General features: G+C 70.6%; 21 protein-coding genes. 11 read left to right on the top strand and 10 right to left on the bottom strand.

Going from position 1 to position 24444, the window contains the following annotated elements:
• Nucleotides 1-31: 31 nt before the first annotated feature.
• The 6 genes from ADK52_RS22265 to ADK52_RS22240 all read right to left on the bottom strand — a co-directional run bounded on the left by ADK52_RS22265 (nucleotide 32) and on the right by ADK52_RS22240 (nucleotide 4479).
• Nucleotides 32-682, bottom strand: a complete 651-nt coding sequence (locus ADK52_RS22265; protein ID WP_053691600.1) for a hypothetical protein — start codon at nucleotides 680-682, stop codon at nucleotides 32-34.
• Nucleotides 679-1134, bottom strand: a complete 456-nt coding sequence (locus ADK52_RS22260; RefSeq protein WP_220461314.1) for a DUF6114 domain-containing protein — start codon at nucleotides 1132-1134, stop codon at nucleotides 679-681. The genes ADK52_RS22265 and ADK52_RS22260 overlap by 4 nt, the downstream gene beginning before the upstream one ends.
• Nucleotides 1125-1775, bottom strand: a complete 651-nt coding sequence (locus tag ADK52_RS22255) for a DUF6230 family protein (protein WP_420714926.1) — start codon at nucleotides 1773-1775, stop codon at nucleotides 1125-1127. Before ADK52_RS22255 ends, ADK52_RS22260 begins: the two co-directional genes overlap by 10 nt.
• Nucleotides 1776-1963: 188 nt before the next feature.
• Nucleotides 1964-2794: a MerR family transcriptional regulator gene (locus ADK52_RS22250; RefSeq protein ID WP_234344140.1), complete on the bottom strand. Its 831-nt coding sequence runs from the start codon at nucleotides 2792-2794 to the stop codon at nucleotides 1964-1966.
• 52 nt (nucleotides 2795-2846) lie between these two features.
• Nucleotides 2847-4034 (bottom strand): methyltransferase, encoded by a 1188-nt coding sequence (locus ADK52_RS22245; RefSeq protein WP_053691639.1) that lies wholly within the window; start codon nucleotides 4032-4034, stop codon nucleotides 2847-2849.
• A gap of 94 nt (nucleotides 4035-4128) precedes the next feature.
• Nucleotides 4129-4479: a tetratricopeptide repeat protein gene (locus tag ADK52_RS22240; RefSeq protein WP_053691599.1), complete on the bottom strand. Its 351-nt coding sequence runs from the start codon at nucleotides 4477-4479 to the stop codon at nucleotides 4129-4131.
• A 107-nt stretch (nucleotides 4480-4586) separates the two neighbouring features.
• On the opposite strand from ADK52_RS22240, the gene ADK52_RS22235 reads away from it, so the two are divergent.
• On the top strand, nucleotides 4587-5552 hold the full coding sequence (locus ADK52_RS22235) for a pirin family protein (protein ID WP_053691598.1): 966 nt from the start codon (nucleotides 4587-4589) through the stop codon (nucleotides 5550-5552).
• Nucleotides 5553-5731: 179 nt separating this feature from the next.
• Here ADK52_RS22235 and ADK52_RS22230 read toward each other — a convergent pair whose 3' ends face one another.
• From ADK52_RS22230 to ADK52_RS22215, 4 genes are read right to left on the bottom strand one after another with little or no spacing between them, the layout of a single operon-like run.
• A complete protein-coding gene (locus ADK52_RS22230; RefSeq protein WP_053691597.1) occupies nucleotides 5732-7309 on the bottom strand; it encodes an argininosuccinate lyase in 1578 nt (525 codons plus the stop codon).
• On the bottom strand, nucleotides 7306-8562 hold the full coding sequence (locus tag ADK52_RS22225) for an ATP-grasp domain-containing protein (RefSeq protein WP_053691596.1): 1257 nt from the start codon (nucleotides 8560-8562) through the stop codon (nucleotides 7306-7308). Before ADK52_RS22225 ends, ADK52_RS22230 begins: the two co-directional genes overlap by 4 nt.
• A complete protein-coding gene (locus tag ADK52_RS22220; protein WP_234344138.1) occupies nucleotides 8559-9626 on the bottom strand; it encodes a PLP-dependent cysteine synthase family protein in 1068 nt (355 codons plus the stop codon). Before ADK52_RS22220 ends, ADK52_RS22225 begins: the two co-directional genes overlap by 4 nt.
• 8 nt (nucleotides 9627-9634) lie before the next feature.
• Complete coding sequence (locus tag ADK52_RS22215; RefSeq protein WP_234344136.1) at nucleotides 9635-10537, bottom strand: kinase; 903 nt, start codon at nucleotides 10535-10537, stop codon at nucleotides 9635-9637.
• A gap of 549 nt (nucleotides 10538-11086) precedes the next feature.
• On the opposite strand from ADK52_RS22215, the gene ADK52_RS22210 reads away from it, so the two are divergent.
• From ADK52_RS22210 to ADK52_RS22165, 10 genes are all read left to right on the top strand, one after another.
• Nucleotides 11087-12379: a glycosyltransferase gene (locus ADK52_RS22210; RefSeq protein WP_053691594.1), complete on the top strand. Its 1293-nt coding sequence runs from the start codon at nucleotides 11087-11089 to the stop codon at nucleotides 12377-12379.
• Nucleotides 12380-12684: 305 nt separating this feature from the next.
• Nucleotides 12685-13515 (top strand): thioesterase II family protein, encoded by an 831-nt coding sequence (locus ADK52_RS22205; RefSeq protein ID WP_078988524.1) that lies wholly within the window; start codon nucleotides 12685-12687, stop codon nucleotides 13513-13515.
• 28 nt (nucleotides 13516-13543) lie between these two features.
• Nucleotides 13544-14554 (top strand): 2,3-diaminopropionate biosynthesis protein SbnB, encoded by a 1011-nt coding sequence (gene sbnB / locus ADK52_RS22200; RefSeq protein WP_053691592.1) that lies wholly within the window; start codon nucleotides 13544-13546, stop codon nucleotides 14552-14554.
• Nucleotides 14555-14650: 96 nt separating this feature from the next.
• Nucleotides 14651-15379, top strand: coding sequence for a phosphosulfolactate synthase (locus ADK52_RS22195; RefSeq protein WP_053691591.1), 729 nt, complete (start codon nucleotides 14651-14653; stop codon nucleotides 15377-15379).
• A gap of 98 nt (nucleotides 15380-15477) precedes the next feature.
• Nucleotides 15478-15723, top strand: coding sequence for an acyl carrier protein (locus tag ADK52_RS22190; RefSeq protein WP_053691590.1), 246 nt, complete (start codon nucleotides 15478-15480; stop codon nucleotides 15721-15723).
• Nucleotides 15724-17034, top strand: coding sequence for a beta-ketoacyl-[acyl-carrier-protein] synthase family protein (locus ADK52_RS22185; RefSeq protein WP_053691589.1), 1311 nt, complete (start codon nucleotides 15724-15726; stop codon nucleotides 17032-17034).
• Entirely contained in the window at nucleotides 17028-18158 is a 1131-nt protein-coding gene (locus tag ADK52_RS22180; protein ID WP_053691588.1) for a beta-ketoacyl synthase N-terminal-like domain-containing protein, read from the top strand. The genes ADK52_RS22185 and ADK52_RS22180 overlap by 7 nt, the downstream gene beginning before the upstream one ends.
• 64 nt (nucleotides 18159-18222) lie before the next feature.
• Nucleotides 18223-18441 carry an MbtH family protein gene (locus ADK52_RS22175; RefSeq protein ID WP_053691587.1) on the top strand — a complete coding sequence of 73 codons (219 nt, stop codon included), beginning with the start codon at nucleotides 18223-18225 and terminating at the stop codon, nucleotides 18439-18441.
• Nucleotides 18442-18484: 43 nt separating this feature from the next.
• The gene (locus ADK52_RS22170; RefSeq protein ID WP_234344133.1) at nucleotides 18485-19534 is read left to right on the top strand and encodes an acetylserotonin O-methyltransferase; all 1050 of its coding nucleotides are present in this window, start codon (nucleotides 18485-18487) and stop codon (nucleotides 19532-19534) included.
• A gap of 129 nt (nucleotides 19535-19663) precedes the next feature.
• Nucleotides 19664-24444, top strand: a 4781-nt coding sequence (locus tag ADK52_RS22165) for a non-ribosomal peptide synthetase (protein WP_159046002.1), incomplete at its 3' end; no start/stop codon positions are given.

Raw genomic sequence — 24444 nt, 5'->3', positions numbered from 1 at the left:
GGCCCTTGAGCAGGGGGGCCGCCGCCGCCCGTCAGGGGCCGACGGTGATCTGCTGCGCCGGGTCGCTCGTGTCGGTGACCTTGTACACGGCGTTGAAGACGGACGAGGTCGCGCTGGTCGGGCAGCCGAACCCGCCGGTGACCGTGACCGGCACGGAGGCGTTGGTGAAGGTCAGGCTCGGCGGGGCGCCGTTCACCCAGCTCCCGGCGACGTTCGCCGGGGCGGTGGGGGCGGCGGTGACCGTACAGGTGGCCAGGCCGGTCGTGTGCACGACGAGCCCGCCGACGGGGACGGTCATGGTGGCGGTGACGGGGGAGCCGTTCTGCATCGACACCGACCAGGATCCGCTGGTGGTGACCGTCGGGGTCACACCCGGGATGCTGGAGGTGCACGAGGTGTACGTCGGCGGCGTGATCGGCGACGAGACGGGACCTGCGGGGTTCTGGTTCCCGGGGGCGGCCGGGACCGTGCCGGTGGAGACGGAGACCGTACAGGTCACCGTCACCGAACCGGCCTTGAGAGTGGCCTTGCCGCTCAGGGCGGCCTTGAACGAATGCCCGGCCGGGGTGACGGTGGTCGATCCGGCCAGCGGCGCGGGCGCGGCGGTGGCGGTGACCGAGGCCACCGACAGCGCTCCGGCGGCGGCCAACCCGAGGGCGAGCGCGGTACGCGTGCGGCTCATGGCTGTGCTCCTTGGGGATCGGGGTGCGCGGTGGTGCCGGTTGGGGTGGGGGGATGCGGTGGTGCGGGGTCCGGCGTCCCGGGGGAGGGGCGCGGGGCGGCGGAGTTCGGCTGCCAGGCGAACATCAGCCCGCCGCCGAGGATCCCGAGCAGGGTGCCGATCAGGAACCCGCCGAGGTTCGACATGACCAGTGCGGCGGTGGCGATGAGCGTGGTGAGGACACCGGCGAGGCCGCGCTGTGCGGGCGAGAACCAGGCGGTGAGGCCGAGCACGATCATGACGATGCCCATCAGGACGGACGGGATGCCCGCGATGCCCTGCTGGAGCATCACCTTCAGAGGTGCGAGGGGCAGGGCGCAGATCTCCGTCCCGGCGAGGACGGCGAAGAGCCCTCCCCAGAACGGCCTGCCCCGACGCCACTTCCGCCACCGCCGCCGGAGGCTCAGAAGCATTCCTTCTTGCCCTTGCTGATGTTCATGCTGAGCCCGGAGAGCTTGAAGGTGCCCGCGTTCGTGGCCCAGGCCGTCTGCTGCAGATCGGTGATGCTGACGGTGTCCGCCTGCTGGGCGAACAGGTCCTGCATGCCCACGGCCTCCGCCGGTCCCTTGTCGAGGGTGGAGGCGTCGCGGCCGATCTCGATGTTGCTGAACACGGCGTCGCCGGAGAGCTGGGTGGCGTCGACGAACAGGTTGCTCGCCTCGACGGGCGCCTTCTTGCCCGCGGTGAGGTTGAGCGAGATGTCGCCGACGACCGGGAGCGTGGTCACGACGGACTGGCAGAGGCTGTGGAGCTTGGCCTCCTTGATGGCGGTGACCGCCACCGGGATGAGCTCCTCGCGGGCGTTGACGTCGATGCTGCCGTACTGGGCGAAGCCCTCGCCCTCCAGGCTCGTCGCCGACACCTTGAACTGCTGGCCCGACACGGCGAAGGAGGCGGCGAGGGCGCCTTGTGCGAGGGCGATGCCGAGGCCCGCGGTCACGGCGATGGCGGGGACGGTCAGGACGGCGAAGCGGCGCCAGCGGACGCGGCCGCCTCCCTCGTCGTCTCTGCCGGGCGGGGCGGAGGAATCCGATAAGTTGGGGGAATCTGCCATGAGATCGTCCCTTATTTCGGCTGTGCACCGTTGTTACCGACGAGTTGAATGTAAGAGTGCCAATGGGGGTTGGCAAGGTTGTTCGACCGTACCCTTTCGGCCGACTCCTACCGGTCGGTCACCGCTTCCGGTGCGGCCTTATCCGGCCTTGCGCGGCTTTGCACGGCTCTACGCGGCTTTGTGCGGCCTCAGCCGTCCCTGCGGAGCAGTTCGGCGACCTCCGCCTCCACCCGCCGGGCCATCGCCCGGGCGAACTCCGAAGCCACGACCTCGCCGGCCACCGGACGCAGCGCCGCCACCGCGTCCGAGATGTGATCCAGTTGGGTGGCTGAAAGTCGCTCCAGCCCGTCCGGTCCGATCACATGCCGCCGGAACAGTCCGACGAACCGGTCGGCGAGCGCGGCCGCCTGCGTCTGCACGAAGTCCCCCGCGTCGAGGATCTCCGCGAGCGGCACGCCCTGCCGCACGAGCGTGAGCGTGGCCTCCAGCAGGCGCCGGCTCCGGTGCGTGACCCGGTCGCCCTCGATCCGTACGTACCCCAGCTCGGCCGCCCGCCGGGTGTCCTCGGCCGTCCCCGCGGGGCCGAACAGTGCGCGCAGTTCGGCCAGGGTCATGGTGACCGGCTCCTCGTGGACCCAGTCGCGGGTCATCGCCCGCTCCAGGCCCAGGAGTTGGGACAGGCCGCCGCCCGCCTCCCAGGCGTGCAGCAGCTCGGCGATCCCGTTGACGGTGTACCCGCGCCCGAGGAGATCGCTGATCAGGCGCAGCCGGGTCAGGTGGTCCGCCGAGTACCAGGCGATGCGGCCCTCGCGGCGCGGCGGCGGGAGCAGCCCGCGCTCCTGGTAGTAGCGCAGGTTGCGCACCTTGACGCCGGCCGCGCGGGCCAGGTCCTCACGGCGGTAGCGCCCGCCGTCGGCGCCGCCGGTGCCGCCGTCCGCACTACCGCCGTCCGCACCGCCGCCCGTACCGCCGCCCGCGCCGCCGTCCGTACTGTCTTCTTCTCGTACCTGCCTGCTCACGCGGCCGAGTGTAGGGCGAACCGGGGGAGCTACCGGCGGGTGTACCGGCAGGTCACGCGGGGCGCGGCCGCTCCTCCTGCTTGACCGCCCGCAGCACCACGAACTTCGGTTCGCTCGCGGCGACTTCGCTGTTGCCGAAGAGACGGCGCAGGTGGGTGTGGTAGCCCATGTGGCGGTTGGCCACCACCCACAGCTCACCGCCCGGGCGCAGCACCTTGCGCGACTGCGCGAACATGCGCAGCGCCGTCGCGTCCGTCGTCGCCTGGTGGGAGTGGAACGGCGGGTTGCACAGCACCAGGTCGACCGAGCCCGGGTCCAGCATGGCCACGCCGTCACCGACGAGGAAGTCGGCCCGCTCGCGCTCGTGCCGGACGTTGGCGCGGAACGTGGCCTTCGCCGAGGCGACGGCCTGGTACGACTCGTCGGTGAACACGATCTCGGCGCGCGGGTCCGCGACCGCGACCGCCGTGCCGACGATGCCGTTGCCGCAGCCCAGGTCCACGACCCGGGCGCCGTTCGTGTTGTTCGGGATGCTCTGGAGGAAGAAGCGGGTGCCGACGTCGAGCCGGTCGGCGCAGAAGATCCCGGCGTGGTTGACGGCGGTCAGGCCGGCGCCCGAGCCCGCCTCCTCGTCCAGCGTGTACGTCACCGGCCACGGGTCGACGGCCCGCGTCGAGGTGGCGCTCGGCGTGCAGAAGATCAGCCGGGCCTTCTTCTCGGCGAGCGAGGTCCTGGTCGGGCCGAGGATCTTCTCGAAGAGCTTCAGGGTGGAGGTGTGGATCTCCTTGACCATGCCCGTGCCGACGACGACCGTGCCGGCGTGTACGTGCGGCGCCAGCCGGTACAGCTGGTCCTCCAGCAGCGCCAGGCTCTTCGGCACCCGTACGAGGAGCACGTCGATCCGCTCGGGCGGCGGGTCCTGCGTGGTCAGCAGCCGCACCGTGGACTTGGCGGTGCCGATCCCGGCACGGTCCAGGTTCGCGGCGGTGCCGGACCGGGCGAGGTAGGAGTCGGTGATCTGCGTGGGGTGGTACGCGGCCAGCGCCGTCGTGAGCGCCCCCCAGCGGTCCCCGAGGATGGTGATCTGCCCGGCGCCGGCCAGGTCCACCGGGCCGTGTTCCCCCGTACCGGAGTCGAGGTGGCGCAGCAGGTACTCGTCGGCGGCGTCCCAGGCGCGGAGCTGGTCGCGCGGGTCTTCGGGGAAGCGGGTGAGCTCGTAGGAGCCGTAAGGCGTGGTCAGACGGTTCATCGTGACCCCAGGCTAACCGAGGCGGCGGCCCGGCCCCGCACGCACGGGGCCGGGTCGCGCGCTGCGCCGCGCGCCACCTGCGGTACTACTCGGGGAACTCGCCCGCCATCGCGGCGGCCATCCGCAGGTGGGGGCGGGCTTCCCCGGCCCGGCCCTGGCGCTCCAGCGTCCGGCCGAGCATCAGCTGCGCGTAGTCCTCCACCGGCCAGCGCTCGAGGATGGCGCGGAGCTCGTGCTCGGCGCGGGAGAGCCGGGCGGAGTGGTAGTAGGCGCGGGCCAGCAGCAGCCGGGGCGCGAGCTGCTCGGGGGCCTCGGCGGCCAGCGCCTCCAGGATGTTCGCGGCCGTCGTGTACTCCTTCGCCTCGAAGAAGAGCCGGGCGCGCTCCCAGCGCTCGGCCGCCGTGCCGTGCTCGAAGTACGTCGTCGGCGCGTTCATCGGGATCCCTTCCGCCGTTCAGGTGGTGCGTCCGCATGCCCCAACACGTGACGGCGGCCGGACATTCCACCGAACGCGGCGCCGGTGGCGGTACTAAGTTGTGCGGTATGAGCAATCTCGATCGCCAGCCCGCTCTCTCCGCCTGCGGCGGCCGCGGCTTCGTCGTGGCCGACCCCGTGCGCGAGCTCCTCAGCCCGCGCACGGTCAAGCTCGGGGAATCCACCGAGGTCCGCCGACTCCTGCCGAACCTGGGCCGCCGCATGGTGGGCGCCTGGTGCTTCGTCGACCACTACGGCCCGGACGACATCGCGGGCGAGCCCGGGATGCAGGTCGCCCCGCACCCCCACTCCGGGCTCCAGACCGTGAGCTGGCTGCACGACGGCGAGGTGCTGCACCGGGACAGCGTGGGCAGCCTGGAGACGATCCGCCCGCGCGAGCTCGGCCTGATGACCTCCGGCCGCGGGATCAGCCACTCGGAGGAGAGCCCGCGCTCGCACGGCCGCATCCTGCACGGGGCCCAGCTGTGGGTGGCCCTCCCGGAGGAGCACCGCAATGTGGAGCCCCATTTCCAGCACCACGCGGAGCTCCCGCAGGTGACCGCCCCGGGCCTGACGGCGACGGTCATCCTGGGCACCCTGGACACGGCCACCTCACCGGGCACGGCGTACAGCCCGATCGTCGGCGCGGACCTGGCGCTCGCGGCGGGCACGGAGACCCGGCTCCCGCTCGACCCGGACTTCGAGTACGCGGTGCTGTCGATGTCGGGGGAGACCCACGTGGACGGCGTCCCGGTCCCCCCGGGCTCGATGCTCTACCTCGGCTGCGGCCGCACGGAACTCCCCCTGCGCGCAACCTCGGACGCCGGCCTGATGCTCCTGGGCGGCGAGCCGTTCGAGGAGGAGATCGTGATGTTCTGGAACTGGATCGGGCGCAGCCAGGCGGACATCGAGGAGTTCCGCGAGGACTGGATGACGGGCACCCGCTACGGCGAGGTGAAGGGCTACGACGGCCCCCCGATCCCGGCTCCGCAACTCCCGCCGGTGCCCCTGAAGGCCCGGGGGCGGGTGCGCTGACCTGCACTTTCGTGAAGCATGCCGACCAGCCGAGATCAGCCCCGGAGAGGCAGCATCCCGCGCGGAGATCCTCCTTTCGCCGGGACCGATGCTGACCCGACGCTGACTTTGGTGACGTGTGTCGTCGTTCCCGGAGGCGTGCGGGCTCCCCTGGGGACAGCGGGTGCGGACCGGGCGCCTCACGGCTGGGTGGGTGCGCCGGGAAGCGGTGCCACCAGTCCTCTCACCGCCTCGTCGAGCTCGGCCGCCCCGACGGCCCACCGTGTCCGGCGCTTCTCGGACCGGGCCCGGGCCTTCGCGAGATCGGCGCGGAGTCCGGCCACGGCGCGGGCCGTCGAATCACCGCCGGGCCCCCCGCCGTATGCGCAGGCCTGCGCGACGGCCTCCGGTTGCAGCCAGTCGTCCACCCCGCCGGGGGATTCCGGACCGCCGTCGTGAGCCGTCAGCCGGGCTATTTCCGGAACCTCCTGGGCGGCCTCGGCGAGCGACCGGGAGGTGTCCAGCGCGCGCACTATCGTCGTGCCCACCAGGTGGTGTGCACTGCGGAACGGCATCCCCGTGGCGACCAGTCGTTCTGCCAGGTAGGTGGCCGGCGTGAAGCCTTCGACGGCGCGGCGCAGCATGCGTTCCGCATCCGGTTCGGCACCGTGCACGACGAGCCGCAGCAGGGTCACGGCGTCCGTGGTGTTCCTCAGCCCGGGCCATGTGTGCCGAAGGGCTTCCGTTCCCACAGCTATGGCATTCGTGTAGGAGGCCGTGGCCATCGAGGAGGCGGCCGCCGTGAACGCGCCGAGGCTCGCGGTCGCCCGGCCCTGGACATGCTCCAGGAGGAACGGGTTCCGCTTCTGCGGCATCATCGAGCTGGAGCCCACCAGGTCGTCGGCGAGGTGGATGAGGCCGGCCTCTTCGGAGGTCCAGGCCGAGAAGTCCCGGGCGACACGTGCGACGGTGACGCCCAGCCCCGAGGCCGCGGCCAGCAGCCTGAGAGCGAAGTCCCGGGAGGCAACGGCATCGACCGAATTGCGGGCCGGGCCCGCGAACCCGAGCAGGACGCTCGTGCGTTCCGGGTCGATGGCCACGGACGTGCCGCCCACGGCTCCGGCACCGAGGGGGTTGACGTCGAGCTCCCGCCCGGCGTGGAGCAGGTCTTCGAGCGCGCGGAGCACAGAACAGCCGACGCCGGTCAGGTAGTGCCCGTAGGTGATGGGGACCGCGGGCTGTCCGTGGGTGTACGCGGGCATGACGACGGCCCCGTACTCCTCGGCCTTGTCCAGAAGGGTCCTCGCGAACGCCTCGGTCGCCTCCACCAGGCGCAGGAAGTGCCGACGGGCGCGCAGCCGGGCCGTCGTCGCGTTGAGGTCGTTCCGGGAGCGGCCGGTGTGCATCACACCGCCGATGCCCTCGCCGAGCCGCTCGGTCAACAGGGACTCGTACGCGAGGTAGACGCCCCGGGGCATGGGCCTGGCCCGTACCGCCGCGAAGTCGGAGCCGCGCAGGTCGTCGATGGCCCGCAGGAGGGCGGACGCGTGGGCCGGCTCGACGATCCCGCGCTCGCTGAGCATCACCAGGTGGGCGCGGTCGACCTCGCTGATGAGGCGGAGCTCCTCGCCGAGTCCGTCGTCCGCGTCGTGGGGGGAGAGGTACTGGTCGTAGACGATCGCGTGGGCCTCGTCGTTCAGCCCGGTGCTCAGCCTTCCGGTGTCCACGCCGGGGCGCGCCGCCGCGGCCGCTGCATCCGTGGTGCGTTCGGAGCTCATCCGCGTGCCTCCTCGGGAGCGGGGGCGAGCGCGCCGGCCAGCTCGCGCAGTGCTTCGTCGGCGGATGCCCCGGCGAGGGACGCACCGGCGGCGGAGGCGATGACGTGTCCGAGCCGACCTCGGAAGTCGCGGGCGGGCTCGATCGGATCGCCGGGAGCGCGGTAGAGCACGGCGGTCTCGGTGTGCGGCACCGAACGGGCCGTCTCCAGGGCCCGCTCGGTCCGGGTGCGGTCGGCGATGGAGCCCGGTCGGTCGGAGGTGAGGAAGCGGATCGCGGCCGATCTGCCCGTGGCCGGCGGGGTGTCGGTGGCGGGAGCGCCGACGGCGGCCCCGACCTGGCAGGCCACCAGATCGATGCCGAGCGCGTGGCGGACCAGCTCCGGGATCATGCCGCCGGCCAGCCGCGGATTGACCTCGACGACGCGGACGTCGTGGCCGTCCATGCGCAGCTCGACGTGCGCGGCTCCCCAGCCGAGTCCGAGGGCCTTCACCGCGTGCACGGCCTGGTCCCGCAGCCGTGCCGCCGCGTCTGCCGATATCGGGGCCGGAACGTCGTGACCCAGTTCGACGAAGTCCGGCAGCGGGCCCAGGTGCTTCGCGACGACGACCAAGGCCGCGTGTCCGAACACCTCCACGGAGTACTCGGCGCCGCGCAGGTACTCCTCGACGAGGACGTCCCGGGGTACCGGCACGCCGCGCTCGTTCACGGCGGCGGACGTCAGGGCCGCGGCATGGGCCGACACCTCCTCGGCGTCCCCGCACAGCCGTACTCCGAGGCTGCCGGAACCCTGGACGGGCTTCAGGACGACGGGGTACCCGATGCGGAGCGCGGCGGCCACCGCCTCGTCGGCGCTGCGCACCCGCTCGTGGCGCGGGACGGCCACGTCCGCCTCGTGCAGCCGCTGTCGTTGCCGTGCCTTGTCGCGGCATTCCCGTACGGCGTCGGCGTCCGGGCCGGGCAGCCCGAGGGCGCGTGCAGTGGCGGCGGCCGTGGCCACGTAGTACTCGGAGCTGGACGTGACCCCGGCTATCGGAGCCTGCTCCTGAAGGCGTCGGGCGGCGGTGAGGACGGCGGCCTCGTCCGCCGTGTCGACGACGAGTGCGCGCACGTCGTCCTCGGCCACGTACGGGTAGCGTCCGGGGTCCGTGCAGAGCAGGACGGGCTGGATGCCCAGGGCCCTCGCCTGCCGGGCGAACTGGCGTCCCGTCCCCGTCGTGTTGCTTTCGACGAGCAGTAGCACGGGCTGTGTCACGCGGGGCTCCCTTGTGTCTGGAGATCGATGGAGGCGCCGGCGACGTCGTCGTACGTGCGGCGGTTCCACAGGAGTCTGGACCAGCTCCCGTCGCCCTCTCCCGGCCTCTCCACGAGGCGGGGGCCGTCGGCGGGCTGCGCGGGCAGTGCGTTCTGGCCGCGCAGCCAGTCGTCGTTGTAGACGGTGGACTGGTAGCGGTACCCCTCGTCCGGTAGTACCGCCAGCACCGTGGAGTCGCGATTGCGTTCCGCCCACCACGAGGCCACGAGGAAGGCGGCGCCGCTGGTCGGACCCATGAACAGGCCGTGGCGGCGGTAGAGCTCGCGGGTGGCGTGGAAGACCTCGCCGGGGCCCACCCAGTGGACCTCGTCGTACGCGGTGTGCACGACGTTCCCCGGGACGATGCTGCTGCCCAGGCCCCGTAGCAGCCGAGGGGCCTCCGGTGCCTTGAAGATGACGGAGCCGTGGGTGTCGACGCCGATCAGGCGCAGCGCCGGTGTGTCCGCGCGCAGGGTCGAGGCGATGCCGCACGTGGATCCTCCCGAGCCGACGGGCCCGATGAGGGCGTCGACGGATCCCAGGGTGTGGGACACGAGCCGGCCCACCGAGGCGTAGGCGGCCGGGTTCTCGGGGTTGGTGTACTGCTGCGGCACGAAGCTTTCCGGCCTCGCCCGGCACAGCTCCTCCACCCGGGCCAGCCGGGCTCCCTGGATGCCGCCGGGCTGCCCGCGGTCCTCGACGAGTTCGACCTCGGCGCCGAGCATTTCCAGGCGGTTGCGCAGGTCGTCGTCGATGGAGTGGTCGCCGACGATGGTGAGCGGGAAGCCGCGCTGCCGGCAGACCAGGGCGAGTCCGAGGGCGAAGGTGCCGGAGGACGTCTCGATGACCGGGGTGCCCGGTGTGAGGTCTCCGGCGGCGATGGCCCTGTCGATGATGTGGCGGGCGGGCAGGAGCTTCATCAGGGTGAACGCGGCGGCGTAGAGGTTGCCGCCGATGTGGATGATCTTCGGTAGTTCGACGGCCTCGATCACCGACGGGTAGACGGCCGACTGATGGATTGTCATGAATTCATTCATCCGTTCGTCGTGAACTTCCATGACTCGACGATGCCGATGTCGCGAAGTAACCCCTCGGCGCGTGAGGAGCGCACGCTGAGCGCGGGGTCGTCGCGGTCGAAGAGCAGCCCCGCGACATCCCCGCTGTGCGAGATCTGGAGGCCCACCGCCCGCGCTTCCTCGGCGATCTCGAGGATGCGGTCCAGCTGCGGGACCGGGAGGTGGCGCTGGTTGAGCCGTGTGCTGGCCGTGGCCACGTTGCCGAGCAGGGCCACATCCTTGGCGAGTACGGCCTCCCGGAGCATGGCGCGCAGCTCCGCGAACTCCAGGACGTCGTCATCGGTGTAGCGCGCGGGCGGCAGGGACAGGGTCTCGACCCCGCGGCCCCCCTGTGCCGGCCTGGATCCGAAGCCGAGGACGAACACCGCCGGGAGGGGGTGCCCGAAGTCCTCGATGACCTCGCCCTCCCGTTGGGCGAAGAGCACGGCCGTCGAGTCGAACATCAACGAGTCGGACGCGATCTCGGCACGTACCGCGAGCCGGGCCTTCTCCTGCGGGGTCAGACGCAGCGCGTACCTGTCCTGGACGGCTCCGATCGCCGCGAGGACGTCACTCGTCGACGATCCGAACCCGCGCCCCAGCGGCACGTCGCTGGATATCTCCAGATGTCCGCCCGCGGGCAGGCCGTGGGCGGCCAGGGTCAGGCGCGCGGCTGCGCGCGCCTTGGTGCGCCAGCCGGGCAACACGGTGACGTCCGCCCCGCCGCCCGACGCGAAGCGTGCCTGCACGCAGTACAGGGGGCAGGGGAGGGTGACGAGGCCGCGCCGCGTCCCGCCCCGGTCACGGAACAACCCCTGGAGCACCTCGCCGTGGTGTATCGGGGCCGACGCCTCCCCCATCCGCCCTGTGCTCTGATCCACCTGTTCCCTGGCTTCCTCTGCTACTTCGACGGGTTGTCAGATCCATGCTCGGAGCCGCTCCGGGTCGGGGCGCCGGGCAGGGGGGAGCATGCAGGGGAACGAGTGCCGGAACACGGCGATGCCCGCGGCGGGAGTGGCCCTGCACCCTCGGATGCCCCCGTGGCCGATCGCACCGTAACCCCTTGATTTGACCTGCGGCCGAGGCATTTTGCAAGTGATCACGGACACAGCCGGAGCGGGAACCGCCTGTCGGTGCCTTGGGTGACCGGCAGTGTCGGGGCTCGCCCGGAGTGCGACAAAGGACCTGTGAAGAGCCGCAGTTGAGGTGCGGGGCAGTCGTCCGGCAAGGTGCTGTCGGTATGATCGGCACGATCCCGCCCGCAGCAGGCCGGGTCGGTCCCCAGCGGGGCGAGCCGCGGCACACGGATGCGCGGCGCCCCCGCCACTCCCCCCATCACGCACGTCCGCCGGTTGCGCGCCGCGTCGATGTTCCCCGGCAGTGTTTCGTGCCGAACGCGGCGCCCGGTCCGGCCCCAGGAAGGAACGGAATTGAAGGCTCTGGTCTACGTGACGGACGGAAGCCGTGGCGACGTACAGCCCTACCTGGCCCTGGCGCACGCGCTCAACAGAGCAGGACACGACGCCACGCTCGTCGGACCGCGTCTCTACGGGGACTTCGTCGCGGAATTCGATGTTCCGTTCGCGCCGCTCAACGACGAACTGGTCCGGCTCCAGTCAACCCCCGAGGTCCGCGGGTTGTACCTGAACAACGACGACCCGCAGGTGCAGCGCCGGCTGCGGGAGGCCACGATCGCGCTCTTCCCGCGGGTCTTCCCGCTGATGATGCGGGAAATGTGGGACGCGGCTTCGGCCGGGGCCGACCTCATCGTCTATTCGCCGTCCTCCCGGCAGGTGACGCACCAGATCGCCGAGCGGCTCCGCGTGCCGCACGTCCTCGCCTCTCTCTACCCGCACCACGTCGTCTCCGGGGAGTACTCGCCGGGCCCCGGCCTGCGGCCGACGGCGACGAACCTGGCGGACCACGCCCGCGTCAACAGGCCGCTCGAACCACCGCTGTCGGACTGGGTGGACCAGTGGCGCACGGACGTCCTCGGGCTTGCGCCCCGGGACGGCTCCACGGACTTCCGGAACGATGTCCACGGCAACCCGACACCCGTGCTGCACGGCTTCAGCCCGCACGTCCTGAGGCCCGCCGCCGACTGGCCGGATTGGGTGCACACCACCGGGTTCTGGACGCTGCCGCGCCGCCCGGACTGGCGGCCGCCCGCCGAGCTGGTGCGCTTCCTGGAGCGGGGCCGGGCCCCCATTTCGGTGGGTTTCGGCAGCATGTTCGGCGGAGATCCCGAGGCGACCGGCCGACTGGTCGTCGAGGCGGTGAGCGCGGCCGGGGAGCGGGCGGTCGTCGTGGAGGGCTGGGGCGGCGTACGCGTGGTCGATCCGCCCGAGAACATCATGGTGGTCAGGGACGTCCCCTACGACTGGCTCTTCCCCAGGGTCCGAGCCGCCGTGCACGCCGGGGGCACCGGAACCTACAACGCCGCCCTGGTGGCCGGACTCCCGCAGATGGCCTGTCCGTTCCACAACGAACAGCAGATGTGGGCGGACCACGTCCACGGCCTCGGCGTCTCGGCGCCGCCCGTGAAGTTCCGGGAGCTGACGGCGGAGGCACTGCGCTCGGGCATCGTCACGGCGACGACCGACCCCGGCATCGCGCGGAACGCCGAGCGACTGGCCGAGAAGCTGAGGCGGGAGAGCCCCCTCGAAGACGCTGTGCGCGTGCTTGAGCACGTCCGGCAGGCGGGGTCGGGGAGGAGTGCCTGACGGCTCGGGAACGCCGGGGTGAGCCTTGGTCGGCCGACGGTTCCGCAGGCGCGGAAACGCCGGCCGTCAGGCGTCGGTGTCACGCGGCAAACACGCCGTGTCACCAGGCGTTAACAGGCCGATCTTCGTTGCCTTCGGCCCCCAACTCACCTATGATCTTGGCCTGTTCACAGCTGCAACATCACATGTGCTGACTCACACGGGGGTGAATGGCATGGTTCGTCGCTGTGTGGGTACTGGCGTGTCGCGTTGCGCGGCATTAGGCCCCGCTTCGTCCGGAGGTGCGGACGGGTGTGGAGGCGGGCATGCCCTCTGACCCTCCCTCCACCGGAGCGTCGTGGATCCGGCGCAACCGGCGATGTCGTGACGCACGTTTGCGCCTCCTCTGCCTGCCGCACGCCGGCGGCACCGCCTCCTTCCACAATTCCTGGGCCTCGTGGCTCCCCGACGGAACCGATCTGCTGTCCGTCCAGTACCCGGGCCGTCAGGACCGGATATCCGAGCCGTGCGTGTCGACCATGGACGACCTGGCACCCCGGGTGGTCCAGGCTCTGCAACCCCACCTCGACGATGATTCCCCCCTCGTTCTCTTCGGGCACAGCATGGGCGCCTGGGTCGCGTTCGAAGTGGCGCGACTTCTTGAGATGTCATGGGGCCGCCGGCCGGCCGGACTCATCGTGTCCGCCCAGATTCCGCCCCACCTGCCTCCGGAACGCGAATGGCCCGGAGAGAGCGACGACGAGCTGATCGCCGAACTCCGCAGGGCTGGAGGCGCTTACACCGATCCGATGCTCCAGCCCGGACTCCGAGATCTGGTGCTGCCCTCCGTCCGTGCGGATTTCCGTCTCGTCCGGGATTATTCGCCGCAACCTCTTCGCAGGATCTCCACACCCATTACCGCATTGGCCGGTGTTGACGATGCGGGAGTTCCCTGGAATAGGGTGGCCGAGTGGAAAGACGCCACGACGGGGACCTTCGCAAGTCACACGTTCCCGGGCGGCCACTTCTACCTGTTGGAGCATGAGCAGGAATTCGCAGGCGAAGTGAACCGAGCCATCCACCGGATGGCAGGAAACAGCGCGAGGCATTCACGCACCGGTCAGCTGCCGACGGTTGGGCAACCAGGTCGGCAGTGAACGGGACACAGGGGGAATCTTGAACGCGTTGGACCCCATCGCACGCGATGGGCTGCTCTACCTGTCGGCCGCCGACGTCGAACGCGCCGTCGGCTCCGAACGCACCCTCTTCGTGGAAGCCGTGGAGGCCGCACTGCGCGCCCAGGCCGCCGGCGACGTGGTGCAACCGCTCAAGCCCTACCTGCGCCGGCCCGACCGCCCGCACCCGACGGACCGCATCATCGCCATGCCCGCCTACGTGGGCGGTGAGGTCCACCTCTCCGGCATCAAATGGATCGGCAGCGCCCACGACAACCAGGAAGCCCGAGGCGTACCACGGGCCTCCGCGGTGATCGTCCTCAACGACGCGGACAGTGCCTATCCCGTCGCGATCATGGACGGATCGGTCGTGAGCGCCTGGCGGACCGCCGCGGTCTCCGCCGTGGCCTGCCGGTACCTGGCGCCCGAGGGCAGGCGCCTCGCCATCCTGGGAACCGGTCTCCTCGCCAGAACGCACCTGTCCCTTCTGTGCGAAACCTGGGACGGGCCCGAGGCGGTGGACGTCCACGACGTCTCCCCCCGGCAGGCGGAGTCCTTCGCGCACTGGGCCCGCGAGGAGCACGGGCTGACGGTCACCGTCCACGAGGACGCCGCCGGATGCCTGCGCGGCGCGGACGTCATCCTCGTGGTCACCACCGCCCCCGCGCCGTGGATCCCCGCCGCATGGGTGCCGCGCGGTTCCCTGTTCCTGAACGTTTCGCTCGCCGACCCCATGCCGGACGTCGTCCTCGCCAGCGACAAGGTCGTCGTCGACTGCTACGAGCAGGTCATGCGCCCCGGGAAACTTCTCCACACCATGGCGCAGCAGGGCACTTTCGGTCCCGAACGCTGCCATGCGGAGCTCTCGCAGCTCGTCACCGGCGCACGTCCGGGCCGGGAGAAGCCCGAGGAGACCATCTTCTTCAACCCCATCGGACAGGCCGTCGGAGACATCGCCTGCTCGGCCGCCGTCTACAGACGGGCCGTCGAGAGCGGCGTGGGCACTCGACTGGAAAGGTAACCCCTTTCAGTGAAAGAAAGAGCAATCGTGTCCGAAGCGAACGGTGCGGAACCCCCGCAACGGGCTTTCCTCGCATCACTCGGCGTCGTTCGCCGGATGCCCCGAACCTACCCCTTCGACCCCGGCTACGACGTCGCGACGGTGGTCTCCCACATCGGCCAGAGCCACTCCCTGATGGCGGGGCTCAAGCTGTCCATGGCGACATGGCTGCTCATCGAGGACAGCAGCCTGCAGCAGAAGATCCGGGCCGCCCGGGACCACGGGCTGCCGGTGACGGTCGGCGGAGGCATGTTCGAGATAGCTGCCGACCTCGGCCGCCTGGAGGAGTACCTCGACCTGTGCAGGCGGCTGAACGTCACGGGGATCGAGGCGGGTCAGGGATTCACCCGGTCCGACCCCCATCCGGGACGCGTACTGGAAGCCGCTACGGCCCGCGGCCTCACCGTCACCTATGAGATCGGCGGAAAGCACGACGGGGCGTTCGACGAGGAAACGACGAAACGACTCGTCGCGGAGGGCGGCCGATGGCTCAACGAGGGTGCCACCCACCTCGTCGTCGAAGGCCGCGAGAACGCCGCGGACGTGGGGCTCTTCGATGCGCAGGGCCGGCTGAGCCGCGGACTCGCCGACACGCTTGCCGATGAATTCGGACTGGACCGGCTCATATTCGAGGCACCCACCAAGCCGAGTCAATTCGCACTGCTCGACCACTTCGGCTCCGACGTCGCTCTGGGCAATGTCCGACTGGAGGAACTCCTCAGAGTGGAGACCTATCGGTACGGTCTGCACAGCGACGCATACGAACGCTCGCTCCTCGCCAAGTGACATAGGCGACATCAGAAATACTTCGCTGGACCGACAGACCCTGCCCGAACAAGAATGCATTCTCTGTGCCGTCAAGGCCCCGAGGGAAAGGAGCAACGGTGCTCCCTGCCGAGCGCGAGGTAAAAGTCCGCGAAATCATCTGCGATGTGCTCGAACTGGAGGAGGAAGAGCTGACCCCCTCCGGACGGTTCCGCGAAGACTACGGTGCGGACTCCATGAACGCCGTGGAAATCCAGAGCCAAATCGAGGTGGCGCTCGACATCGAAATCGCGCGGGAAGACCTGAAGCGCATGGTCGACCTGAAGACGGTGCTGGAGATCCTAGAAACGGCCAAGGCAAGGTAGATGACGAGCACGGGGGACACAACGAACGGCCGGCACCGGCGAGTGGTCATCACCGGAATGGGCGTTCTTTCGAGCATCGGCAACGGCGTCGGGCCGTTCACCGACGCGCTACGGGCCGGACGCCCGGGCACCACCGACATCACCCGCTTCGACACCCGGGACTTCCCGCAGCGGCGGGGACACCAGGTGGCGGGCTTCGAACCCGCGGACTGGATTCACAACCTTCCCCTGGAGGACGTGGGACCCGCCGCAGGATTTGCCATCGCGGCGACCCGCATGGCTCTGTCGGACGCCGGACTGACCGCATCGGAGTTGCACAAGCGACGGCGCGGGTTCATCGCCGTCGGCACCACGGACGGCGGCGTACCGGACCTGGACGGCATCGTCGAGGCCGTACTTCCCGGGGGCCTCGAAGACATGCCGACCGTCCTGGCCCGCCGCGTACCCGCATCACAGCTGTCGGTGCACCTCGCACGCGAGCTCGGCCTCCGCAACGTCGAAGCCGTCTCGATCGCCACCGCCTGCGCCGCGGGGAACTACGCCATCGGCGCCGGACTCGACGCCGTACGGTCCGGCGAAGCCGACTACGCCCTCGTGGGCGGATCGGACGTGCTGTGCCGCAAGACGCTCGCCGGGTTCACCCGGCTCGGCCTCGTCGCCGAAGAGGAGTGCCGGCCCTTCGACGCCGGCCGCGACGGCCTCCTGCTCGGCGAGGGAGCCGGCATGCTCCTGCTGGAGGACGCCGACTCCGCACAGGCCCGAGGCGCCCGCGTGTACGCCGAAGTGATGGGCTACGGACTGAACTGCGACGCCCACCACCCCGTCGCCCCCGAACGGGACAGCGTGGCCCGCTGCATGCGCCTGGCACTGGACGACGCCGGAATCAGCCCCGAAGACGTCGACCTCGTCTCCGCGCACGGCACCGGCACCCAGACGAACGACATCACCGAAGTGCAGGCCATGCACGACGTCTTCGGCGCGCAGCTGCCCCGCGCCACCGCCGTCAAGTCCATGATCGGACACACCATGGGCGCAGCTAGCGCCCTCGGCGCAGTGGCAGCTGCCCTCGCCATCCACCACGGCTTCGTGCCCCCCACGGCCAACCACCGGGACACCGACCCGGAATGCGCCGTCGACTGCACGCCCAACCGATCCGTCGAAGCAGACGTGCGGATCGTCCAGAACAGTGCCCTCGCCTTCGGCGGCAACAATGCCGTCCTCGTCCTCGGCAGCCCCGACGGCAGGCGGACCCCGCCGAGGGAGCGGAACCCCGAGCAGGAGCAGATGGCGCAAAAGGAGAAGCCGTGCTGAGCACCGGGGCGGGCCGGCCGCAGCGCCCCGTGATCACCGCCTGGTCGGTCGTGTCGCCGTTCGGGGTGGGACGCGAGCCCTTCGAACGGGGACTGTCGGCCGGCCGTACGACCGCCCGGCGCCCCGACACCGACATCTGGGGGGTCGTCGCCGACCCGCTCGCCCATCTCGTACCGGACTTCGAGGTCCGGGAGGTACTGGGGAAGGCCGGCACCAGGGGGCTCGACCGTGTCACCGGCCTGGCGATCACCGCGGTGCGGGAGCTGTTGCGGCACGCGCCCGACATCGTCGACGACAGCGGTCTCACCACCGGGATCGTGCTCGGTACCACCACCGGCAGCGCACAGGGGTACGCGGACGTGACCCGTGCCTCCTTCGAAGGGCGGCGCCCCCAGGACGTACCGCCCGTGGCCATCCCGAACATGGCGATGAACAGGGCCACTTCGGCCAGCGCCATCTTCCACGGCCTCCGCGGCCCGAACAGCACCCTCGCGGCCGGACGGGTGTCGGGCCTCATGGCCCTCGAACACGGCCGTCGGCTGCTCGCGCAGCACCGCGCCGACCGTGTCGTCGTCGGAGCCACCGAGGAGTACTCGCAGGCCCGCTCCTGGCTGGAGCACCACCGGCGGCCCGCCGGCGACACGGACGCGGCACTGGGCGAGGGATGCGCCGTCCTCCTGCTGGAGCGACCCGACGGCATCGGCGCCGGGCGCACCGTCCTGGCCGAGCTTCTGGCCGTCACCTCGTGCATCGACGTGGACGGCGATCCCAACGCCGCCCTGCGCTCCTGCCTGTCCGCCGTACTCGACGCCGCCGGAGCGGCCGCCCGGGACGTCTGGGCCGCCATGCCGAGCGGTTGCGGAGGGACAGCGGCGCCGGGAGAGGCCCGGCTCCTCGAGGAGATGTTCGGCACGGAGGCGGTCTCCCGGCCCGCGATCGGATCGCTGATCGGGGACACCTCCGCCGCCACCTCCGTCTTCCAGATCGCGGCGCTGCTGAGCACCGCACAGCACGCCGCCGCCGACCGCGGCCACGACGGCGACCGTCTGGCGCTGGTCAGCGCCGTCGACCCCGACGGAGCGGTGGCCTGCGCGATCCTGCGACTGCCGTCGTCCGGCCGCTGAACAACCCGGTGCACACAGCCGCACCGGGCAATGAGGAATCCGTTCTGCAAGGAAGGAAGACCCGATGGCCAACCCGTTCGAGGACCCCGAGGGCGTCTACACCGTTCTGGTCAACGACGAAGGACAGCACTCCCTCTGGCCCGCATTCGCCGTGGTGCCCGCAGGGTGGACCGTCGCCCACGACAAGGACACCCGACAGGCCTGCCTCGACTACATCAACGAGAACTGGGTGGACATGCGCCCGAAGAGCCTGGTGGACGCCATGGGCGACACCAGCTCCTGAAGACGCCCACCGATCTGACGCAATGAACGGAAGGCCCAACCGGGTGAGTACCGACCGAGAGCACGTCATCGCGACCGCGACCGACCCGGTGGTCCGCGAATTCCTGCGCATGGCGGACGACAGCATCGTCGCCGTACTGCCGTACGCGCTGTCCGTCGCCGCACACTTGGGCGTCGCGGACGAATTCAGCGACACCGAACGGAAGGTGGAGGAGCTGGCCGGGGCACTCGACCTGTCGCCCGGAGCCCTGGAACGGCTCCTGCGGACCCTTGCCAGCTGCGGGTTCTTCACCGACCACGGTGAGGGCCTGTTCTCGCTCACCCGGCTGGGCCAACTGCTCCAGACCGACTCGCCCGTCTCGATGCGGGCGACCCTCACCAACGTCGACTCCTACCGTGCCTGGCTCGGAGCAGTCGACACCATCGCCACCGGCCGGCCCGCCTTCGACAGCCAGTTCGGCGCCGGATTCTTCACCCACAAGGACGGCGACGGTCAGGTCGGCGCCGCCTTCGACGAACGCATGCGGGAGCGGGCGGGCCGCCTCTACGCGGGCCTCACCACGCTCCCCGCGTGGAACGACACCCGCTGCCTCCTCGACATCGGCGGCGGCAAGGGCGCCGTACTCGCCTCCATCCTGACGGCCAACCCGCAGGTCAGCGGAGTCCTCTTCGACCGGCGCAGCGTCGTCGAACGGGCCGAGGTCTCGGGTGAACTCGCTCCACTGCGAGAGCGCTGCCGGACCGAATCGGGCGACTTCTTCGAGGAGATCCCCGCCGGGGCCGACGCCCACCTCATGTGCAGCGTCCTCCACGACTGGGAGGACGACGACGCCGTCACCATCCTGCGCCGCAGCCGCGAGGCACTGTCCGCGGACGGCAGACTGCTCATCTGCGAAATGCTCCTTCCCGAATCGGGCGAAGCCCACCCCGCCTGGTGGAGCGACCTGGGAATGATGGTCGTCCTCGGTGGCCGCGAGCGCACCCTGGACCAGTACCGGTCCCTGCTCCGGCGGGCGGGCATGCACCTCTCGGACGTCACCCGGCTCCCGGACTCGTTCTTCAGCGTGCTCGAAGCGAGACGAGACGACTGCTGATCGGCGGTCCACCGAGAGCGAGACACGGGCCCGACGGCGCCCGACCCGGCACACCCCCGCACACCGGCGCACCGGTGCGCCGTCGTGCTGCCCGTTCCAGTTGTTGGCTTCAAGCGTGAGGTGATGAGGGTGTCCGAGGAGCAGAGCGAGCACACGGAACTGTCCACCGCTCAGACGGGAATCTGGTTCGGCCACCAGCTGGATCCCTCGGGACACGCCTACAACATCGCCGAGTACGTCGACTTCCGTGGCGACATCGACGTCGCCCTGTTCCAGGAGGCCTGCCGACAGGCGTTCCGCGAGTCCGAAGCACTGCACCAGCGGTTCAGCGAAGGACCGGAAGGCGTACGGCAGACCATCGACCCTTCCCTCGTCCCGGACGTCGGCTACATGGACGTCTCCGGCCGGCCGGATCCGGAGGCGGCGGCACGGGAGTGGATGCGCGCCGACCTCCGCCGGCCTGTGGACGTCCTCACCGACCGGCTCTGGTCGTTCGCCCTCTTCCGGATCTCCGACCGGCGCTACTTCTGGTACGCGAGGTTCCACCACCTCCTCATGGACGGCTACGGCGGCTTCCTGTTCCAGCAGCGCCTGGGAGACATCTACATGTCGCTCCGGTCGCCGGATGCGCACGCCCTCGAAGCAGTCGTCCCGCGCGGGCTCGACCCGCTGCGCGAGGAGGACCGCAAGTACCTCGCCTCGCCGAAGTTCACCGCCGACCGCGCCTACTGGCTCGACAAGTTCGCCGACCGCCCGCACCCGACGACGCTCGCCTCACGCGAGCCCGGCGTCAACGGACGCGTCACCCGGGTGACCACGGAGCTGGACGAGGCCGCCAGCGACACGCTCGGCGACCTCGCCCACGAGCACCGGACGACCCGCGCGGTCGTCTTCATCGCGGCCGTCTTCGTCTACCTCAGCCGCATGACCGGTGAACGGGACGTCCTGGTCGGCCTTCCCGTCACGGGCCGCAAGTCGGTGCACGCCAGGAATACCGTCACCACCCTGTCCGACGTCCTCCCGCTCCGCCTGACCCTCTCCGGTGAGGAATCCTTCGGCGACCTCCTCGGCCGGGCCACCACCGAGGTGAACCAGGCACTGCGCCACCAGCGCTTCCGCTCGGAAGACCTGATCCGGGAGATCCGCGGAGGCAACCGGACCCAGCGCATCTGGAACGTCGTCGCCAACATCATCTCGTTCAACGACGGCATATCCCTCGGCGACCTCCACGGCGCCCCCCACAACCTGTCGAGCGGACCCGTACCCGACCTCTCCATCGTCGTCCGCGACCCCGATGACGGCCGGGGCCCCACCATCGACTTCGACGGCAACTCCGACCTCTACGACCGGCAGGAAGTCGCCTCCCACCAGACGCGGTACCTGAGCCTGCTGGAGCAGCTCGTCGCGGATCCCGGCGCCCCCCTGCGCCAGGCCGACCTGGTCGCACCGGACGAGCGCGAGCGGATCCTGCACACCTGGAACGACACGGACGTCGACTACCCGCACGACATCTGCGTCCACGAACTGTTCGAAACCCAGGCGGCACGCACTCCCGACGCCCACGCGGTCACCGACGGCGCCACCGTCTTGACCTACGCGGAACTGGATGCCGACGCCGACCGCCTGGCCCGCCGCCTCCGGCGCGCAGGCGTCACCACCGAGTCACGGGTCGCCGTCCTCCAGGAGCGCTCCATCGGCGTCGTCGTCTCGTCCCTCGCCATCCTCAAGGCCGGCGGCGTGTACGTACCGATCGACCCGAACCAGCCGGCCGGCCGGTCCGAGTTCATCCTCCAGGACACCGCAGCCATGGCGTTGCTGACCGACCGGGACCCGCACGACATCGGCTTCGCCGCGGACGTCCCGGTCATCCGGGTCACGTCACGGGGAGAGGAGGACACCGAGAACCAGCCGGAGACGACGCCCGGAACGGCAGGTGCTGCCGCCGACCCGGGCACGGTGGCCGGCCACGAGAGTGCCCCGGCCGCGCCGCGTGCCACGGTCCACTCCGAGCAACTCGTGTACGTCATGTACACCTCCGGCTCCACCGGCAAGCCCAAGGGCGTGGCCAACACGCATCGCAACGTCGTCCACCTGGCGGCCGACTCCTACTGGACCTCCGGCCGGCACGAACGCGTGCTCATGCACTCCCCGTACGCCTTCGACGCGTCCACCTTCGAAATCTGGACACCGCTCCTGACCGGCGGCACCGTCGTCGTCGCCCCGGCGGGCCTGATGGACGCCGCGGACCTCGCCAAGGTGATCACCGAGCAGAACGTGACCGGCCTGTTCGTCAGCGCCGGACTCTTCCGCGTCCTCGCGGAAGAGCACCCCGCCTGCTTCAAGGGCGTCCGCGAGATCTGGGCGGGCGGTGACGTGGTCTCGCCCACCGCCGTCCGCCGAGTCCTCGAAGCCTGCCCCGGCACGGTAGTCGCCAACGAGTACGGCCCCACCGAAACCACCGTCTTCTCCGCGGTCAACCCGCTGCGCGAAGCCGGCCGCGTACCGGACAACTCCGTCCCCATCGGCCGGCCCCTCTGGAACACCCAGCTGTACGTTCTGGACGAGGCACTGCGCCCCGTCGCCCCGGGAGTCAGCGGCGAGCTCTACATAGCCGGCGACGGCCTGGCCCGTGGCTACCTCAACCGCGCCGAACTCACCGCCGGGCGCTTCGTCGCCAACCCCTTCGGCGCACCGGGCGCCAGGATGTACCGCACCGGCGACGTGGTGCGCTGGCTGGCCGACGGCACCATGGACTTCATAGGCCGCGTCGACGACCAGGTGAAGGTACGCGGCTTCCGCATCGAGCCCGGCGAGATCGAAGCGGTCCTGGCCGGGCACGCCCAGATCGGCCAGGCCGCAGTGATCCTCAGGGAGGACACTCCCGGCGACAAGCGGCTCACGGCCTATGTGGTGCCCCCGGCAGGCACCGACCCCGCCGGGGTGAACACGGCGGCGCTGCGCGCGTACGTCGCCGAGCGGCTGCCGGACTACATGGTGCCGTCGGCCCTCGTGGCGCTGGACGCCCTGCCACTGACCCTGAACGGAAAGCTGGACCGGCGGGCCCTGCCGGTCCCGGAGTACGCGCCGGTGGGCGCGGGCCGCGGTCGTGCGCCGCGGACACCGCAGGAGACCACGGTGTGCGGGCTGTTCGCCGAGGTCCTGGGCGTGGAGTCCGTGTCGATCGACGACGGTTTCTTCGAACTCGGCGGGCATTCGCTGCTGGCGACCCGTCTCGTGAGCCGCATCCGGACCGCGCTCGGCGTCGAGGTGAGCATCCGGTCGCTGTTCGAGGCCCCGACCGTGGCGGGGCTGGTGGACCGGCTCGATGAGGGCGTTCAGGTCCGGAAGCCGCTGGAGCGGCGGGCGCGGCCGGAGGTTCTTCCGGTGTCGTTCGCGCAGCGCCGTTTGTGGTTCCTGGGCCAGCTCGAAGGCGTCTCCGCCACGTACAACGTCCCGCTCGTGCTGCGCCTGACGGGTGCCTTGGACCTGGAGGCGCTGCGGGCCGCGCTCGCGGACGTCGCGGGCCGTCACGAGAGCCTGCGCACGGTGTTCCCGCAGGACACCGACGGCCGGCCGAGCCAGCTCGTCCTCGACGCGGCCACGGGCGTACCCGAGTTCCGTGTGGTGCCGGTTCCCGCCGATCACGTCGCTGCCGCGGTGACCGAGGCGGCTGCGACCGGCTTTGACTTGGAGCGGGACCTGCCGTGGCGGGTGCGTCTGCTGGAGGTTGCGGATGCTCCGGGCGAGTGGGTTCTCGTCATGGTGGTGCATCACATTGCGGCGGATGGCTGGTCGATGGCGCCGCTGGCCCGGGACCTGTCGCAGGCGTATGCCGCCCGCTGCCAGGGGGATGCCCCGGCGTGGCAGCCGCTCCCGGTGCAGTACGCGGACTACACGCTGTGGCAGCGCGAGGTACTCGGCAGCGAGGACGACCCGGAGAGTGTGATCGCCGCCCAGGTCGCCTACTGGGAGCGGGCGCTGGCCGATCTTCCGGAGCAGCTTGAGCTGCCGGTCGACTATCCGCGCCCGGCTGTCGCCTCGCACGAGGGGGCCGCGGTCGGGTTCCGCGTTCCGGCGCAGGTGCACGCCCGTCTGGTGGAGCTTTCGCGCTCCTGTGGGGCGAGTGTCTTCATGACGGTGCAGGCCGCACTGGCCGTGCTGCTCTCGAAGATGGGCGCCGGGCAGGACATCCCGATCGGCACGCCGATCGCCGGGCGTACCGACGAGGCCCTCGACGACATGGTCGGGTTCTTCGTGAACACGCTCGTGCTGCGGACCGACCTGTCGGGTGACCCGACCTTCCGGGAGGTCGTCGAGCGGGTCCGGGAAGCGGACCTGGCGGCGTTCACGCATGAGGACGTGCCGTTCGAGCGGCTGGTGGAGATCCTCAATCCGGCGCGCTCGATGGCCCGCCACCCCCTGTTCCAGGTCATGCTCGCCTTCCAGAACAACGTCCGACCCGAGCTCGACCTCCCGGGTGTAAGGGCTGACGTGGAACCCCTCCAGGGTGCGGTGGCGAAGTTCGACCTGTCGTTCAGCCTGGCGGAATCGCATGGCGTCGACGGCAAACCCGCAGGTCTTGAGGGACAGCTGGACTACCGGACGGATCTGTTCGCGGAGGTCACGGTCCAGGGGCTTGCAGATCGCCTGTTGCGTGTGCTGGAAGCCGTTGTTGCCGAGCCCGGTCGGTTGGTTCGGGAGATCGATGTCCTCGGTGTCGACGAGCGTCGGCGGATGTTGGTCGAGTGGAACGATACGGTTCGTGAGGTTCCGGATGTGACGTTGCCGGAGTTGTTCGAGGCGCAGGTGGTGCGGACTCCGGATGCGCCGGCGGTGGTGTGCGGTGGGGTTGAGCTGTCGTATGCGGAGTTGAACGTTCGGGCGAATCGTCTGGCGCGTCATCTGGTGGC

Source organism: Streptomyces sp. WM6372 (genome assembly GCF_001279655.1).
GTDB lineage: Bacteria > Actinomycetota > Actinomycetes > Streptomycetales > Streptomycetaceae > Streptomyces.
This window is presented reverse-complemented; position numbering and strand designations above follow the sequence as displayed.